Genomic DNA, 15,159 nt, shown 5'->3' on the forward strand with positions numbered 1-15,159 from the left:
CGCGATGCTGAATCACTACATCGACCGCATCCGCGCCGCGGGCGCTGACGGCACGCCGCTCGTCATCCGCGGCGGCGGCAGCAAGGATTTCTATGGCGAACCCGTGACGGCAGGCGCGCTGCTGGACACGCGCGCGCTCACGGGCGTGCTGAGCTACGAGCCCAGCGAGCTGGTGGTTACCGTGCGCGCGGGCACGCCGCTGGCTGAGCTCGAAGCCGTGCTCGCGCAGCAGAACCAGTGCCTGCCCTTCGAGCCGCCGCACTTCGCGTGGCAGGGCGAAGGCGCCGTTGCAACCGTGGGAGGCATGGTGGCGGCGGGCCTGTCGGGCCCCGCGCGCGCCAGCGTGGGCTGCGTGCGCGACTACGTGCTGGGCGCGGGCCTGATCAACGGCCGCGGCGAGCACCTGCAGTTCGGCGGCCAGGTGATGAAGAACGTGGCGGGCTACGACGTCTCGCGCGTGCTCGCGGGCTCGCTGGGCACGCTGGGCCTGATCACCGAGCTGAGCCTGAAGGTGCTGCCGCTGGCGCCGGCCGAGGCCACGCTGGAGTTCCACTGCACGCAGAGCGAGGCACTGGCGCAGGTCAACGCCTGGGGCGGCCAGCCGCTGCCGCTCAATGCCAGCGCCTGGATCGCCGACCCCGGCTCCACGGGCGGGCAGGGCGTGCTCTGGCTGCGCCTGCGCGGCGCGGTGGCGGCCGTCGAATCGGCCTGCCGCCTGCTGGCCGGCCAGGGCGGCAGCCTGCGCGCGGCGGACCAGGCCCAGCCCGTGTGGTCGGCGCTGCGCGATCAGCGCCTGCCCTTCTTCACCGACGCGGTGGCACGCGCGCAGGCGCTGTGGCGCGTGTCGGTGCCGCAGACGGCGCCCGTGCTGGCGCTGCCCGGCCAGCCGCTGGTGGAATGGCATGGCGGCCTGCGCTGGTACGCGCTGGGCCTTGACCAGGCCGAGGCAGTGCGGGCCGCGGCGCGCGCCGTGGGCGGCCATGCCACGCTGTTCATGGCGCCGCCCGGGGCCGCCCAGGAGGGCGCCGCGCCGCCGCGCTTCGACGCGCTGAGCGCGCCGCTGGCGCGCATCCACGAAGGGCTGCGCCGCAGCTTCGACCCTGCCGGCATCTTCAACCCCGGCCGGCAGCACGCCGTGGTCGCCACGGCCTGAGGACGCGCCATGCGCCGGCTGCGCCTGCTCACCGGCCGTCATCGCCAGGCGGCGTCCGACCGCACGCTGGGCCTGCTGCTGGCCTTCAATGCGGGCGCCCTCAACGCGGGCGGCTTCCTGGTGCTGCACATGTACACCTCGCACATGACCGGCTTCACCTCGCAGCTGGCCGATGCGCTGGTGCTGGGCAACGCCACGCTGCTGCTCAATGCGATGGGCGCCATCCTGGCCTTCGTGGGCGGCGCGGCGGTGTCGGCCATGCAGATCAACTGGGGGCGCCAGCACCGGCTGCGGCACCCCTATGCGCTGCCGCTGCTGCTGGAAGCGGCGCTCATGCTGCCCTTCGGCCTGATGGGCGCCATCACGCTGGGCTGGCACACCCCCTTCGCGGTGCCACTCACGGTGCTGCTGCTGTCCTTCATGATGGGCCTGCAGAACGCGCTGGCGTCCAAGCTCACGGGCGGCCGGGTGCGCACCACGCACATGACGGGCAACCTCACCGACCTGGGCATCGAGCTGGGCAAGATGCTGTACTGGAACCGGCGCGGCCGCGCATCGTCGTCATCAACAACAACGACGGCAGCGGCGGCGCCCGTGCGCCACAACAGCCAGCGGCTGCGCCTGTTCGGCGGCCTGGTGCTGATGTTCGTGGCCGGCGGTCTGGCGGGTGCGGCCGGCTTCAAGTGGCTGGGCTTCATCTGCGTGCTGCCCCTGGCGGCGCTGCTGCTGGCGCTTTCGCTGCCGCCCTTCCTGGACGACATGCGCCGGTCGCGCGAGCTGCGCGAGCGGCTCCAAGGCCTTGCGGTGCGCCTGCACCTGCGGCCACAGGCCGCCTCCCATGACCACGACAAGGCGCAGTCCGCTGCGCCCCCGGCATCCCCCTGAGCCTGAGCCGCACGCCCAGGCAAGAACATTCAAGCAGCAGCCCCCACATGCAGACCGAACTCGCCCCCGAATTCCAAGGCACGCCCGAAGGTGCCGAGGCCGAAGCCATCCTGCGCAAATGCGTGCACTGCGGCTTCTGCACCGCCACCTGCCCCACCTACCAGCTGCTGGGCGACGAGCTGGACGGCCCGCGCGGGCGCATCTACCTGATCAAGCAGGTGCTCGAAGGCGCGCAGCCCACGCGCGCCACGCAGTTGCACCTGGACCGCTGCCTGACCTGCCGCAACTGCGAAAGCACCTGCCCCAGCGGCGTGCAATACGGGCATCTGGTGGACATCGGCCGCAAGATGGTCGACGAGAAGGTGCCGCGCCCGGCCGGTGAAAAGGCGCTGCGCTGGGCGCTCAAGGAAGGCCTGCCTTCGCCGCTGTTCGCGCCCGCGATGAAGCTGGGCCAGTCGGTGCGCGGCCTGCTGCCGCCCAAGCTCAAGGCCAAGGTGCCGGCGCCGCAGGACGCGGGCCATTGGCCCACGCGCAGCCATGCGCGCAAGGTGCTGATGCTCGCGGGCTGCGTGCAGCCCAGCATGTCGCCCAACATCAACGCCGCCACTGCGCGCGTGCTCGACGCGGCCGGCATCGAATGCGTGCTGCCGAAGGCAGCGGGCTGCTGCGGCGCCGTCAAGTTCCACCTCAATGACCAGGAGGGCGGCCTGGCGCAGATGCGCGCCAACATCGACGCCTGGTGGCCCTATGTGGAGCGCAGTCACGAAGACGGCGGGGTCGAAGCGCTGGTGATGAACGCCTCGGGCTGCGGCGTCACGGTGCGCGAATACGGCCACATGCTCCAGCACGATGCGGCCTACGCGAAGAAGGCCGCGCGCATCAGCGCGATGACGCGCGACATCAGCGAGCTGCTGCCCGAGCTGGTGCCGGCCCTGCAAGCCCGCGTGAAGGCGCCCGAGGGCGTGATGGCCTACCACCCGCCCTGCACCCTGCAGCACGGGCAGAAGCTGCGCGGCGGGGTCGAGACACACCTGCGTGCGCTGGGCTTTTCGCTGCAGGTGGCGCAGAGCGAATCGCACCTGTGCTGCGGCTCGGCGGGCACCTATTCGGTGACGCAGCCCGAGCTCTCCTACCAACTGCGCGACCGCAAGCTGGGCCACCTGAAGCAGCTGCAGCCGGTGCGCATCGCCTCGTCGAACATGGGCTGCATCACGCACCTGCAAAGCGGCACCGAGCTGCCCGTGCGGCACTGGGTCGAATGGCTGGACGACGCGCTGCAGCCCGAAGAACCTCATCTCTGAGTGTCTTCCGCGCACGGCGCACACCCACCGTCGGCCTGCGACTACAGCCAGGCCGCAACCCGCCGGCCCACCATGGCAGCTTCCCGGAACGTACAAGCACATTCAAGGAGCCGCCATGCGCCAGTCCCGCACCGCCCGCCCGTCCTTCAAATCACTTGCCGCGTGGATTACCGCCTGCAGCCTTGCAGGCAGCGCACTGGCCCAGCAGGTCACGGTGCCGGCGCCGGTGGAAGTGGCGCCGCAGGGCGCAGCGCCCACTGCGCCACCGTCGCCGCCGCCGCCCGTCACCCTGCCTGCGCCTTCGGCCGCCCCCGCAGCGCTCGATGCAGGCCTGCCGCAGGCGCAGGGCAGCGGCTCCATCCAGTGGCGCTGCGGCGGCATCGGCAGCGATGAATCCACGGCCATGCGCGCGGCGATGAAGGCGCATCCGCTGTCGCTGCTGTTTGCGCGTGCCGACGGCGCCTACCTGGCGGACGTGCAGGTGGACATCCGCGCCGAAGCTTCGGGCGGGGTGAGTCAGTCGCTGCGCGCCAGTGGCCCCGTGTGTCTGCTGAGCCTGCCGCCGGGCCGTTATGTGGTGGATGCGAGCCTGGGCGGCGAGCGCAAGACCCAGAGCGTGCAGGTGGGCGGCGCGCCGCGCACGCTGGACTTCCGATTCTGAAGAAAAGAAAAGCCTTCTTTCTTGTTGATCAGCGCTGGCGCCTGAAGATCAGCCAGCGCGCCGACAGGAAGTTGATGCCCATGCCCGCCAGGCTGCCCACAGCCACACCCAGCAGGGGCACCCAGCCGGCAGGGGGCAGCAGCTGCAGCGCCAGCGCATAGCAGCCGTAGTTCACGGCCGCGCCGCCCAGCATGGCCAGCAGGTAGCCGCCGTATTCACGCCACAGCGCCGCCCCGCCGCGTGCGGCGCCATCGGCGAAGGTGTAGCGGCGGTTGAAGAGCCAGGTGGCCGTGGCCGCGGCCCAGAAGGACAGCACGCGCGCGCCGTACCAGCCCAGCCAGGGCGCCAGCAGGTAGAGCACGCCGGCATCGACCACGAAGCCCAGCACGCCCGCCACGCCAAAGCGCCACAGGCGCTGCAGCGTGCTCAGCGCTGCCGGGCCCCTTGCGGGTTCATCAGGCATCCTGGCGCGTGCCCTGCGGCCGCTGCTGCGCGGCGTGGCGCGGGCCCGGGTGGCTCAGGTAGTGCAGGCGCTTGCTCTCGCGCCGGCCGACGGTGACCATGCGCAGGATCATGGCGCAGGCGGTGGACATCATGGCCCCCACCATCATGCCGGTGACCAGCACGGCCGTGGGCACGCGCGGCACCAGCCCGGTCGCCAGCCAGGTCATCAGCAGCGGATAGGCCAGCAGCAGCGCGCTCAGCGTCAGCAGCACCGCCACCCACAGGAAGAACTGGCGCGGGCGCTCGCTGATGTAGAGCTTGCTGATGGTCATGAGGATGCGCCAGCCGTCCTTGTAGGTGGACAGCTTGCTGTGCGAGCCCTCGGGCCGCGAGCGGTAGCGCGTGGGCAGCTCGGCCCAGGGCAGGCGCAGCTCGAGCGCGTGCACGGTCAGTTCCGTCTCGATCTCGAAGCCCTGCGACAGCGCCGGAAAGGACTTGGCATAGCGGCGCGAGAACACGCGCAGGCCCGACAGCATGTCGCTGAACTGGCCGCCGAAGATGCTCACGACCGCGCCCGTGAGCATGCGGTTGCCCCAGCGGTGGCCCTGCCGGTAGGTGGCTGCGTCCTGCTGGTCGTCCTGGCGCGCACCCACCACCATGTCGAGGTTGCCGTCGATCAGCATCTCGATCATCTCGCCCACGCGCGAGAGGTCGTAGGTCGCATCGCCATCTACCATGACGTAGATGTCGGCCTCCACGTCGGCGAACATGCGGCGCACCACATTGCCCTTGCCGCGCAGCAGCACCTGCGTCACCTGCGCGCCCGCGGCGCGCGCCACCTCGGTGGTGTTGTCGCTGGAGTTGTTGTCGAAGACGTGGATCTGCGCCTGCGGCAGGTGCTCGCGGAACTCGGCCACCGTCTGGGTGATGGCCAGTGCCTCGTTGTAGCAGGGGATGATGGCCGCGATGCGCAGCGACGAAAGGCGATCGGTCATGAGGAAGCAGGCGAAGGTGCGAAGGCCTTGACGCGGTAGATGCGCGTGCCTTCCTTGTCGTAGAGCAGATCGAAGTGATCGCCGAAGCCGGCCTGGCCGTCCAGGATCGGCACCGTGCGGGTGTGGATGGCGATGGTACCGAAGCCGGCCGCGGCCAGCCGCCGGCCCATCTCGGCCGGCTTTTGCATCACGAAGTCCGCATAGCGCCACGGCCCGAACACGTCGCCCCAGGCCGGCTGGTGGGCGAAGTAGATCGCATCGCTCAGCGCCACGATGTAGAGCTTGCCGTGGCGATGCGCATTGGCGTACTGCAGCGCTTCATAGCCGGGCACATGCGTGCGCAGGAAGGCCTCGCGCGATTCGGGCGTGGGCGAGACCATGCGCGCATGCTGCGCAAAGCGCTGCGCACCGGCCAGCGCCAGCACGGCCAGCAGCGCCACCGTGGCCACGCGGGGCATTGCGCCGCGGGCCAGCACCGGCGCACGGCGCTGCACGGCCTGCGCGGCCCACAGGCCCAGCTGCCGCCAGCCCATGGCGCCCAGCCAGGCCAGCAGGGGGAACGAAGCCGTCATGTAGCGCGGGTAGCGCGAGGTCAGCACCCACACCACCAGCGACCAGGCGCCGAAGACCGTGGCGGCGCGCACCGCGGGCCGCGTGGCCGGGTTGCGCCAGAACAGGCCAAAGGGCACCAGCAGCAGCGGCCACAGCATGATGTTGGGCAGGCTGGCATGGGCACTGACGTCATTGACCTGGTTCACGTAGTCGGTTTCGTTCCAGTTGGAAAAGCCGAACACGCGCGCGCCGATGGGGTTGAAGGGGTCGCCGGTCTGCAGCCAGTTGCGCGCATACCAGTAGATGCAGGGCAGCAGCAGCACGGCCAGCGCTGCGGCCAGCCTGCCCACCCGTCGCTCGCGCCAGAGCACGAACAGGCCCAAAAGCGGCATGAAGGTCAGCGCCTGGTACTTGCTGCCGATGGCCAGGCCCATCAAAAAGCCGGCCAGCATCAGCCAGCCCAGCGGCCTGCTGTTGCCGGGCGCGCGGTGCCAGATCCACAAGGCCGTGCAGGCCGCCAGCACGAACAGCGCCACGCCCATGTCGATCAGCGCATTGCTCATCTCGCCCACGGCCAGCAGGATCACGGCGGCCATGCAGGCCGTGATGCGGTCGCTGTGCGCCAGGGCGAGCCTGAAGACGATGGCCGCCGACAGCCAGCCCGCCAGCGCATGCAGCAGGTGCGGGAACACGTCGCCCGCCAGCGGCAGCGCGGCCGCGTAGAGCAGGTTGTAGTTGTAGGGGAACCAGGGGTAGCGCAGCCAGTCGTGGATGCCGAGCGCGCCGCTGGTCGCCGTCTCGCGCGCCCAGGGCAGGTGGTACATCATTTCGTCGAAGGCGTGGGGCGGCGACAGCGGCTCGGACAGCGAGACGAGCAGCGCACCCAGGGCCACCCACGTCGCGATGCGCTGGGCGCGTGTGCCGGGCGCCGCCGGCAGCGCGCGCAAGCGGCCCCACGCCGCCCGCGCCTGCAGCGCGGCGGCCAGCAGGCCCGCGGCCAGCAGCCCCAGCACGGCCGGCGGGCGCAGCGCGCCCGCGATGGCCAGCAGTTGGAAGGCGCAGATGTACAGCCCCAGGCCCAAGGCTGCCGCCATGGCCAGGCCCAGCCACGGGTCAGCCGCGGCCGGGTCGGCGCCCGGGCCCTGCGGCGCGCGCAGGCGCGCCCACAGCAGTTGGCCTGCGCCCCAGGCGGCCAGCACACACAGGGCCAGCATCAAGTAGTGCTGGCCGGCGAAGATCAGTTGTTGTTGCAGCAGAAGAATGGCAGTTCCCGGGAAGTCAAAGCTGGATGTGCGCGTGGGCGGGCTTTTGCGCCCTCGCTCCCTGGAAGAGGGCCGGGGTGAGGGCAGCGCGACAGACGGCGCGACGCTTGATCACCTGGGCTGCGCGAGCCCCTCACCCAGCCTCTCCCCAGAGGGGAGAGGAGCCAGAAGGCTGATTACAAGTTCGGCGCCAGCAAGCGCGAGAGCGTGGCTTCATCCATCTGCCGCCGCGCCGCCTGGTCGGCCAGCTGGTCGGCGCCGATTTTGCCCACATTGAAATACTGGGCCTCGGGGTGCGAGAGGTAGAAGCCGCTCACGCTGGCTGCGGGCGTCATGGCCAGGCTTTCGGTCAGGCCCATGCCGATGTCGGCGCACTGCAGCAGCTCGAACATCGCGCCCTTGACGCTGTGGTCGGGGCAGGCCGGATAGCCCGGCGCGGGGCGGATGCCCTGGTACTGTTCCTTGATGAGCTGCTCGTTGCTCAGCGCCTCGTCGGCCGCATAGCCCCACAGGTCCTTGCGCACGCGCTGGTGCAGCGCCTCGGCAAAGGCCTCGGCCAGCCGGTCGGCCAGGGCCTTGAGCATGATGGCCGAGTAGTCGTCGAGGTCATCGATGAACTGCTTCTCCTTCTTCTCGGCGCCGATACCGGCCGTGACGGCGAACATGCCCACGTAGTCGGCCAGGCCACTGCCCTGGGGCGCGACGAAGTCGGCCAGGCAGCGGCTGGGGCGCATCACGCCATTGACGGCCTGCTTCTCGGTCTGCTGGCGCAGGCCGTGCCAGGTCAGCGCGCGCTGGCTGCGCGTCTCGTCGGTGTAGAGCACGATGTCGTCGTCATGCTCGGTGTTGGCGGGCCAGAAGCCCACCACACCGCTGGCCGTGAGCCAGCGGCCTTCGATCAGGCGCTGCAGCATGCGCTTGCCGTCGGCATACACGCGCACGGCCTCGGTGCCCACGACCTCGTCCTGCAGGATGGCCGGGAAGGGGCCGGCCAGGTCCCAGGTCTGGAAGAAGGGGCCCCAGTCGATGTACTGCGCCAGCTCGGCCAGGTCGTAGTTGCGAATGAGCCGCCGGCCGATGAACTTGGGCCGCGGCGGCTGGTAGCCCGCCCAGGCGATGGGCGTCTTGTTGGCGCGCGCCTTGGCCAGGGGCCACAGCGGCACCTGCTTCTTGTTGGTGTGCTGCTCGCGCACCTTGTCGTAATCGGCGTTCAGCTCGGCGATGTACGCGGCCGCCTGGTCCGACAGCAGGCTCTGCGCCACGCCCACGCTGCGCGAGGCGTCGGGCACGTAGACCACGGGGCCTTCGTAATGGGGCGCGATCTTCACGGCCGTGTGCACGCGGCTGGTGGTGGCGCCGCCGATCAAAAGCGGGATCTTCCGGATGCGGAAATGCTCGTCCTTCTGCATCTCGCCGGCCACGTACTGCATCTCTTCCAGGCTGGGCGTGATCAGGCCCGACAGGCCCACGATGTCCGCGCCCTCCACCTTGGCCTTGGCCAGGATCTCGTGGCACGGGACCATCACGCCCATGTTCACGACCTCGAAGTTGTTGCACTGGAGCACGACGGTGACGATGTTCTTGCCGATGTCGTGCACGTCGCCCTTCACCGTGGCGATGACGATCTTGCCCTTGCTGCGCACGTCGCGCCCGGCCGCCTCGTCGCGCTTCTTCTCTTCCTCGATGTAGGGGATCAGGTGCGCCACGGCCGACTTCATCACGCGCGCCGACTTCACCACCTGCGGCAAGAACATCTTGCCGGCGCCGAACAGGTCGCCCACGATGTTCATGCCGTCCATCAGCGGGCCTTCGATGACGTGCAGCGGCCGGCCGCCCTTGGCCAGGATGGCCTGGTACGCCTCTTCGGTGTCCTGCACGATGAAGTCGGTGATGCCGTGCACCATGGCGTGCGACAGGCGCTGCTCCACGGGCACCGGCGCCTCGGGCGTGCCGCGCCACTCGAGTTTTTTGCTCTCGTCCTTGGCGCCACTCTTGGCGCTTTCAGCAATCTCGACCAGGCGCTCGCCGGCGTCGGGGCGGCGGTTGAGCACCACGTCCTCCACGCGCTCGCGCAGGGTGGGCTCCAGCTCGTCGTACACGCCCACCATGCCGGCGTTGACGATGCCCATGTCCATGCCCGCCGCGATCGCGTGGTACAGGAACACCGTGTGGATGGCCTCGCGCACCGGGTCGTTGCCGCGGAAGGAGAAGCTCACGTTCGAGACGCCGCCCGAGACCTTGGCGCCGGGCAGGTGCTTCTTGATCCAGCGCGTGGCCTCGATGAAGTCCACCGCGTAGTTGTTGTGTTCCTCGATGCCCGTGGCCACCGCGAAGATGTTGGGGTCGAAGATGATGTCTTCGGGCGCGAAGCCCACTTCATCGACCAGCACGCGGTAGGCGCGTTCGCAGATCTCGATCTTGCGCGCGAAGGTGTCGGCCTGGCCCGTTTCGTCAAAGGCCATCACCACGGCGGCGGCGCCATAACGCTTGACCAGCCGCGCCTCCTGCTTGAACTTCTCCACCCCTTCCTTCATGGAGATGGAGTTGACGATGCCTTTGCCCTGGATGCAGCGCAGGCCGGCCTCGATCACCTCCCACTTGGAGCTGTCCACCATGATGGGCACGCGCGCGATGTCGGGCTCGCTGGCGATGAGCTGAAGGAAGCGCACCATCGCGGCCTTGCTGTCGAGCATGGCCTCGTCCATGTTGATGTCAATGATCTGGGCGCCGTTCTCGACCTGTTGGCGCGCCACCGACAGCGCCTGGTCGAACTCGCCATTGAGGATCATGCGCGCAAAGGCCTTGGAGCCCGTGACGTTGGTGCGCTCGCCCACGTTGACGAAGAGCGTGCCCTCGCCGATCAGCACCGGCTCCAGGCCGGAGAGCTTCATGGGGGGAACAGCGGGGGAAAGATCGGAGGGCGCGTCGGTCATGGGTTCACCTGCGGGCAGGGGAAAGACAGGCGAGCGTGGTTGCGGGAGTCCCAAGCCTGACGCGGACGAATGCCTGGCCGCGCTGCAACGCTCCTTGGAGGGAGCCGTGATTTTATGCCGCCCGCCGGCGCGCCACGCCCAGCGGGTTCTGAAACGCGGCAGGCCGGATCGTCCTGGCTCAGGACAACCTGTAATACCAAAAAGCAGTCAAGGAGGCCGCATGACCGACATTCGCTGGAATCTGTCGAGCGAGGGCTCGCTGGGGCCGCCGCGCTACCGGATCGGGCTGGTCGTGCGCGGCATGGAACGGCCCGGGGTCGCGCCACTCCTGGAGGGCCATGCGGACTGCGTGCTGTCCACGGGCGAACCCGTCGGCTTCTACGCCGATGAGGCATCGACCTCCGGGTCGGCGGAACTCTCCTCGCGTGGCGCGACCAGCACCATCGTCGGCAGCGTGTACGGCTACCGCGAAATGAGCGTGAGGCGGCCGCACTACGTCAGCGGGCGCTCGGGAGGCGGCTTCAGCATCTCGACCCTGCTGGCCATCGAGGTGTCCGATGACGAGCGCGGCCGCTTCGAGCGGGCGTGGCTCGCGATGCGCGTCAATCCGGGGCTGTTCGGCATCGTCGGGCTCAACTGCGCCACGCACGCCGGCTATGCCTTCAGCGCCGCGGGGCTGCTGACCGCGTCGAGCCTCTTCGGCGGCGACAGGGCGACCCGCGAGGTGCGCGGCCCGGACACGCCCACCCACCTGTTTCTTCAACTGCTCAGTGGCCCGGCCCATTCGCGCTGCGCGGTCTACACCGGCGGCATCAGCTTCACGCCCGGCCGCTCGGGTGGCTTCGACCTCGCCTACACCCCGCTGCTGAGCCCGGGCGAGGTCGCGGAACTGAGGGCGGAATCGGCAAGGCGGCACGCGGGCCGCCCGCGCTGAGGGGCAAGAACGTGCTCCCGGTCTCCCAGGGGCCGCGTTGGAGCGCAATCGGGATGAGTTCGCAGGCCGTTCGCGCCGCATGGACTTGTGTCCATGCAAGCGGACGGCCGAAGAAATCGCCCGATTTCGCTCCAACCCGAAGGGCAGTGGCCTTGCCGGGCGTCCTGCGGCGTTGCGCTGCTTGCTCGTAGATGACTACGAGCGGCGCAGCGCGCCTTGCAGGCCACCCGGCAAGGCCGCTGCGCGGCCCCTGGGAGACCGGGAGCACGTTCTCAGGCCGGCATCGGCCGGTTGATGCGCGTGAGCGCAAACGGCGGCAGCCCCTGCAGCAGCCGCTGGCCATAGCTGGTGCGCAGCAGGCGCCGGTCGTAGCAGTAGACGCTGGCGCGGTCGTCCTCGCTGCGGATGGCGCGGCCCACCCACTGCGCCAGCCGGATCGCGGTGGCCGGCACCACCAGTTCGGTGAAGGGGTCGCGCCCCTGCGTGCGCAGCCATTCGGCGCGGGCCTGGCCCACGGGCTCGTCGGGCGAGGCGAAGGGCAGCTTGGCGATGAACACGCTCTCGCACAGCTTGCCGGGCAGGTCCAGCCCCTCGCCGAAGGACTGCATGCCGAAGATGATCGAGGGCAGCCCCTGGGCCACGCGTGCCCGGTGCGCAGCCAGGAGCTGCTGGCGCGGCAGGGCCGTCTGCAGCAGCACGCGCGGCGCCAGCGCTGGTGGCAGCGCCTGGGTGGCCTGGCGCATCTGTTCGCGCGAGGTGAACAGCACCAGCGCGCCATGCGTCACCTCGGCCAGGTCCTGCGCCAGCGCGCGCCCGAGCTGCTGCACATAGGCGCTGCTGTCGCGCGGATCGGCGCCGCTTTCGGCCGCCAGCAGCCGCCCCTGGCGCGCATAGTCGAAGGGGCTGGGCACTTCCAGCGTGGTGGCGGCCTCGTCGCCATGCAGGCCGCTTTCATGAAGGAAGAAATCGAAGCGGCCGCAACTGGTGAGCGTGGCCGAAGTCAGCACCGCCCCGCGCACGCGCGTCCACAGATGCTGGCGCAGCATGCTGCCGGGCAGCAGCGGGCTGGCATGGGCCCGCAGCAGCGGCGGCGCGTGCTCGCGCGGCTCCAGCGTGAACCACTTGGCCGTGGGGGCTGAATGGGTTTGGGCTTCGGGCTCGCGCAGCAGCAGGCGTGCGGTCTCCAGCGTCTGCTCCAGCCGCGGCGCCAGCGCGCCGAGCTTGGCGTACATGGCCGAAAGCTTGCGCGCCAGGGCCGGTTGCTCGCGCATCTCGGCCCGCAGCGCGGTGGCGATGGTGCGCAGCACGCTGACGAAGCCCTCGGCATGGTGGGCCACGCGGCCCAGCGGGCCGTGCAGCGGCTCGGGCAGCCGGCCCTGGGGCACGCGTGCCTGCGCGGGGCCGCGCGCCAACGTGCCGTCGGCGACGGCGGGGTGCAGCAGGTCGCCATACAGGTCCTCGACCAGGCGCTCGGTCTCCTGCAGCGCCTCGCGCATGCGCATGGCATGGGCCGGGATGTCGGCCACTTCGCTGACTTCCATGCGCACGCCCACGCGCATGGCGCGCTGGGCCAGGCGTTCCACCCAGGCATGCTCGCCCAGGTCCATGCGGGCGCCGAACTGCCCCAGCGCAATGGCCGGCAGGTGGTGCGCCTCGTCCAGGATCAGCAGGCTGTTGTCCAGCTCCGGCAACTGGCGCGTGCCCAGGGTGGCCAGCAGCAGGTCGTGATTGACCACGATGACCTGGGCGCCCACCAGCGCCTTGCGCCGCTCGTAGTACACGCAGCTTCCGTAAGAGGGGCAGTGCTTGCCGCTGCACGAAGCCGCGTCGGCCGCCATCGGCGCCCAGGCCTGCGGGGCGGGCGGCGTGTCCAGCGTGTCGCGGTCGCCGTCCCAGGCGCCGCTGGCCAGGGCCTGGGCGATGGCGCCGTAGTAGGCGCGCTGGGCGGCCTGCTCCTGCGGCGCCACGCTGGCGCGCGGCGGGGCGTCGGCCCAGTCGGCAAACAGATCGTCTTCGCCGTCCTCGGCTTCCTCGTCGGCCTCGGTGGCCAGGCCCGTCAGGCGTTCGAGCTTGAGCTGGCACACATAGCGCCCGCGCCCCTTGGCCAGCGCAAAGCGCAGGGGCTCGTCCATCTGCGCGGCCAGTGCGGGCAGGTCCTTGTGGACCAGCTGCTCCTGCAGCGCCACGGTGGCGGTGGAAATCAGCACGCGCGTGTTGCGCGCCCGCGCCAGCGCGATGGCCGGGGCGCAATAGGCCAGCGACTTGCCCACGCCCGTGCCGGCCTGGATGACCGCGATGGCGCGCACAGGCTCTGGGCCGTCGATCATGCCCTCGCCGTCTTCATCGTCTGTGCCGGGAGGCTTGCCGAGATCGGCCGCTGCCAGCGTCTGCGCCACCTGCTCGGCCATGCGCCGCTGGCCCGGGCGGCTGCGCAGGCCCTCCCCGGCCTGCAGCACCGCATCAAAGGCTTGCAGGGCGGAATCGGCCCAGGCGGCCCTTTGCTCGGAAGACATGACCGAGAGTGTAGGGAGGCGAAGCCTCCCATCCGATGTGCGGGCTCTCCACCCGCGCCGCCTCAAGCCGCTTGCGCGACCGGGGTATTGGCCGATGCTGGCAAACCGAACACCCGATCAAAGCTCCAGTTGAAGACGAAGGTGTAGACCAGGAAGAAGATCAGCAGCGCGGCGTCGAAGAGCAGCGCTTCCCACAGGCCGATGCCCAGCCACCACGCAAACAGCGGCACCAGGATCGCGGCGAGGCCGCCTTCAAAACCCAGCGCGTGGGCAATGCGGCGCTTGAGCGAGCGGCCGCGCACGCGCTGGCGCGCTTCCCAGGCCTCGAACAGGGTGTTGAACACCAGGTTCCAGACCACGGCCACCACCGAGCTGGCCGTGGCCAGGGCCGTGGAGGTGCCGGCGCCCGCGCCCGACAGCGCTGCCAGGCCGATGCTGGCACATAGGATGGCGATGCCTTCATAAAGGCTCACGTAGACGATTTTTCGGCGAATGCCCTGCATGGAAAACCTGTACTTCTGCAACAACGTTGGGTGGACTTTATGGGTATGGCGCTGAAAGAAAAAGTCATCTCATTTCAGTTTTATTGATAGATTGAGGGCATGGCTTTCACTTCGGACAGCGTCAGCGTCTTTCTGGCCGTGCTGGAACAGGGCTCCTTTTCGGCGGCGGCGCGGGCCCTGGGCCGCGTGCCTTCGGCCGTGAGCATGGCCATCGCGCACCTGGAGGCCGAACTGGACCTGGTGCTCTTCGACCGCAGCGGCCGCGAGCCGCGCCCCACGGCCGCGGCACGCGCGCTGGAGCCGCAGGCGCGCCAGATCGCGCTGCAGCTGCGTGCGCTCGATGCCCACGCGCTGTCGCTGAACCAGGGGCTGGAAGAGCGGCTCACGCTGGCGATTGCGCCGGAGCTGATGTCGGCCCGCTGGAGCGGCCCGCTGGCGCAGCTCGCGCAGGAACATCCGCTGCTGGACGTGGAGGTGCTGGTGGCGCCGCAATCGGACGCGCTGGGTCTGCTGCACACCGGCCGCGCGCAGTTGGCGCTGGTGTTCGAGCGGCCCACGCTCGATGGCCGCGAGGGCTTCGTGCAGGTGGGCTCAGAGACGCTGGTGGCCGTGGCCGCGCCCGATCATGCGCTGATGCGCGAAGCCGCACCGCTGGGCGAATCGCATCTGGCGGCCACGCGGCAGATCGTGATCGCGGGGCGCGATGCCGGCGTGGCCGATCCGCGCGTGCTGTTCGGCCGCCACCTCTGGCACACCGACAGCCCCGAGGCGGCCTGCGGCCTGTTGGAAGCAGGCTTGGGCTGGGGCTGGCTGCCGCGCAGCATCGTGCAGTGGCGGCTCGATGCGGGCACGCTGGCGCTGCTGCCGCTCCAGGAGCTGGACAACGCCACGCCGCTGTGCGTGGACGTGGTGTGGTCCCACGAACGCGCGCGCGGGCTGGGCGCGCAGCGCCTGGTCACGCTGCTGGCCGCGCTGCGCTGACTGACTGACTGAATGATGATGAATGCGTGCGCGGCCGCCAGC

General features: G+C 70.1%; 12 protein-coding genes and 1 riboswitch. Of the genes, 6 read left to right on the plus strand and 6 right to left on the minus strand.

All coding sequences use genetic code 11. From position 1 onward, the window contains the following. The first annotated feature begins 4 nt into the window (after positions 1 to 4). The 4 genes from glcE (at position 5) to PGB34_RS18535 (ending at position 4,000) form a co-directional block, all read left to right on the plus strand. Positions 5 to 1,153, plus strand: a complete 1,149-nt coding sequence (gene glcE, locus PGB34_RS18520; protein WP_271429584.1) for a glycolate oxidase subunit GlcE — start codon at positions 5 to 7, stop codon at positions 1,151 to 1,153. 9 nt (positions 1,154 to 1,162) lie between these two features. Further along, positions 1,163 to 2,038, plus strand: a complete 876-nt coding sequence (locus PGB34_RS18525) for a YoaK family protein (protein WP_271429585.1) — start codon at positions 1,163 to 1,165, stop codon at positions 2,036 to 2,038. Between the two features lie 47 nt (positions 2,039 to 2,085). Beyond that, positions 2,086 to 3,339, plus strand: coding sequence for a glycolate oxidase subunit GlcF (gene glcF, locus PGB34_RS18530; RefSeq protein WP_271429586.1), 1,254 nt, complete (start codon positions 2,086 to 2,088; stop codon positions 3,337 to 3,339). A 115-nt stretch (positions 3,340 to 3,454) separates the two neighbouring features. Next, on the plus strand, positions 3,455 to 4,000 hold the full coding sequence (locus PGB34_RS18535) for a carboxypeptidase regulatory-like domain-containing protein (RefSeq protein ID WP_271429587.1): 546 nt from the start codon (positions 3,455 to 3,457) through the stop codon (positions 3,998 to 4,000). 28 nt (positions 4,001 to 4,028) lie between these two features. Here PGB34_RS18535 and PGB34_RS18540 read toward each other — a convergent pair whose 3' ends face one another. From PGB34_RS18540 to metH, 4 genes are all read right to left on the minus strand, one after another. Then, on the minus strand, positions 4,029 to 4,463 hold the full coding sequence (locus tag PGB34_RS18540; protein WP_271429588.1) for a GtrA family protein: 435 nt from the start codon (positions 4,461 to 4,463) through the stop codon (positions 4,029 to 4,031). Next, positions 4,456 to 5,439 carry a glycosyltransferase family 2 protein gene (locus tag PGB34_RS18545; RefSeq protein WP_271429589.1) on the minus strand — a complete coding sequence of 328 codons (984 nt, stop codon included), beginning with the start codon at positions 5,437 to 5,439 and terminating at the stop codon, positions 4,456 to 4,458. Before PGB34_RS18545 ends, PGB34_RS18540 begins: the two co-directional genes overlap by 8 nt. Further along, a complete protein-coding gene (locus PGB34_RS18550) occupies positions 5,436 to 7,205 on the minus strand; it encodes an ArnT family glycosyltransferase (RefSeq protein WP_271429590.1) in 1,770 nt (589 codons plus the stop codon). Before PGB34_RS18550 ends, PGB34_RS18545 begins: the two co-directional genes overlap by 4 nt. Positions 7,206 to 7,429: 224 nt before the next feature. After that, a complete protein-coding gene (gene metH / locus PGB34_RS18555) occupies positions 7,430 to 10,144 on the minus strand; it encodes a methionine synthase (RefSeq protein WP_408647919.1) in 2,715 nt (904 codons plus the stop codon). Positions 10,145 to 10,210: 66 nt separating this feature from the next. Next, positions 10,211 to 10,288: riboswitch (S-adenosyl-L-homocysteine riboswitch) on the minus strand. A 118-nt stretch (positions 10,289 to 10,406) separates the two neighbouring features. On the opposite strand from metH, the gene PGB34_RS18560 reads away from it, so the two are divergent. Next, entirely contained in the window at positions 10,407 to 11,120 is a 714-nt protein-coding gene (locus PGB34_RS18560) for a hypothetical protein (protein ID WP_271429592.1), read from the plus strand. A 272-nt stretch (positions 11,121 to 11,392) separates the two neighbouring features. Here the strand turns inward: PGB34_RS18560 and dinG are convergent, their stop codons facing one another. Both dinG and PGB34_RS18570 read right to left on the minus strand, forming a co-directional pair. Next, positions 11,393 to 13,633, minus strand: a complete 2,241-nt coding sequence (gene dinG, locus PGB34_RS18565) for an ATP-dependent DNA helicase DinG (protein ID WP_271429593.1) — start codon at positions 13,631 to 13,633, stop codon at positions 11,393 to 11,395. Between the two features lie 62 nt (positions 13,634 to 13,695). Beyond that, positions 13,696 to 14,136, minus strand: a complete 441-nt coding sequence (locus PGB34_RS18570) for a PACE efflux transporter (protein WP_271429594.1) — start codon at positions 14,134 to 14,136, stop codon at positions 13,696 to 13,698. 99 nt (positions 14,137 to 14,235) lie between these two features. On the opposite strand from PGB34_RS18570, the gene PGB34_RS18575 reads away from it, so the two are divergent. Next, the gene (locus PGB34_RS18575; protein WP_271429595.1) at positions 14,236 to 15,117 is read left to right on the plus strand and encodes a LysR family transcriptional regulator; all 882 of its coding nucleotides are present in this window, start codon (positions 14,236 to 14,238) and stop codon (positions 15,115 to 15,117) included. The last annotated feature ends 42 nt before the right edge of the window (positions 15,118 to 15,159 follow it).

Origin of the sequence: Xenophilus arseniciresistens, from assembly GCF_028023875.1 — a bacterium.
Lineage (GTDB): Bacteria > Pseudomonadota > Gammaproteobacteria > Burkholderiales > Burkholderiaceae_C > Xenophilus > Xenophilus arseniciresistens.

Coding starts and splice junctions, on each gene's coding strand:
- glcF (WP_271429586.1), top strand. CDS start 2,086: ATGCAGACCGAACTCGCCCCCGAATTCCAAGGCACGCCCGAAGGTGCC.
- glcE (WP_271429584.1), top strand. CDS start 5: ATGCTGAATCACTACATCGACCGCATCCGCGCCGCGGGCGCTGACGGC.
- PGB34_RS18545 (WP_271429589.1), bottom strand. CDS start 5,439: ATGACCGATCGCCTTTCGTCGCTGCGCATCGCGGCCATCATCCCCTGC.
- PGB34_RS18570 (WP_271429594.1), bottom strand. CDS start 14,136: ATGCAGGGCATTCGCCGAAAAATCGTCTACGTGAGCCTTTATGAAGGC.
- PGB34_RS18575 (WP_271429595.1), top strand. CDS start 14,236: ATGGCTTTCACTTCGGACAGCGTCAGCGTCTTTCTGGCCGTGCTGGAA.
- PGB34_RS18540 (WP_271429588.1), bottom strand. CDS start 4,463: ATGCCTGATGAACCCGCAAGGGGCCCGGCAGCGCTGAGCACGCTGCAG.
- PGB34_RS18525 (WP_271429585.1), top strand. CDS start 1,163: ATGCGCCGGCTGCGCCTGCTCACCGGCCGTCATCGCCAGGCGGCGTCC.
- dinG (WP_271429593.1), bottom strand. CDS start 13,633: ATGTCTTCCGAGCAAAGGGCCGCCTGGGCCGATTCCGCCCTGCAAGCC.
- metH (WP_408647919.1), bottom strand. CDS start 10,144: ATGAAGCTCTCCGGCCTGGAGCCGGTGCTGATCGGCGAGGGCACGCTC.
- PGB34_RS18560 (WP_271429592.1), top strand. CDS start 10,407: ATGACCGACATTCGCTGGAATCTGTCGAGCGAGGGCTCGCTGGGGCCG.
- PGB34_RS18535 (WP_271429587.1), top strand. CDS start 3,455: ATGCGCCAGTCCCGCACCGCCCGCCCGTCCTTCAAATCACTTGCCGCG.
- PGB34_RS18550 (WP_271429590.1), bottom strand. CDS start 7,205: ATGCTGGCCCTGTGTGTGCTGGCCGCCTGGGGCGCAGGCCAACTGCTG.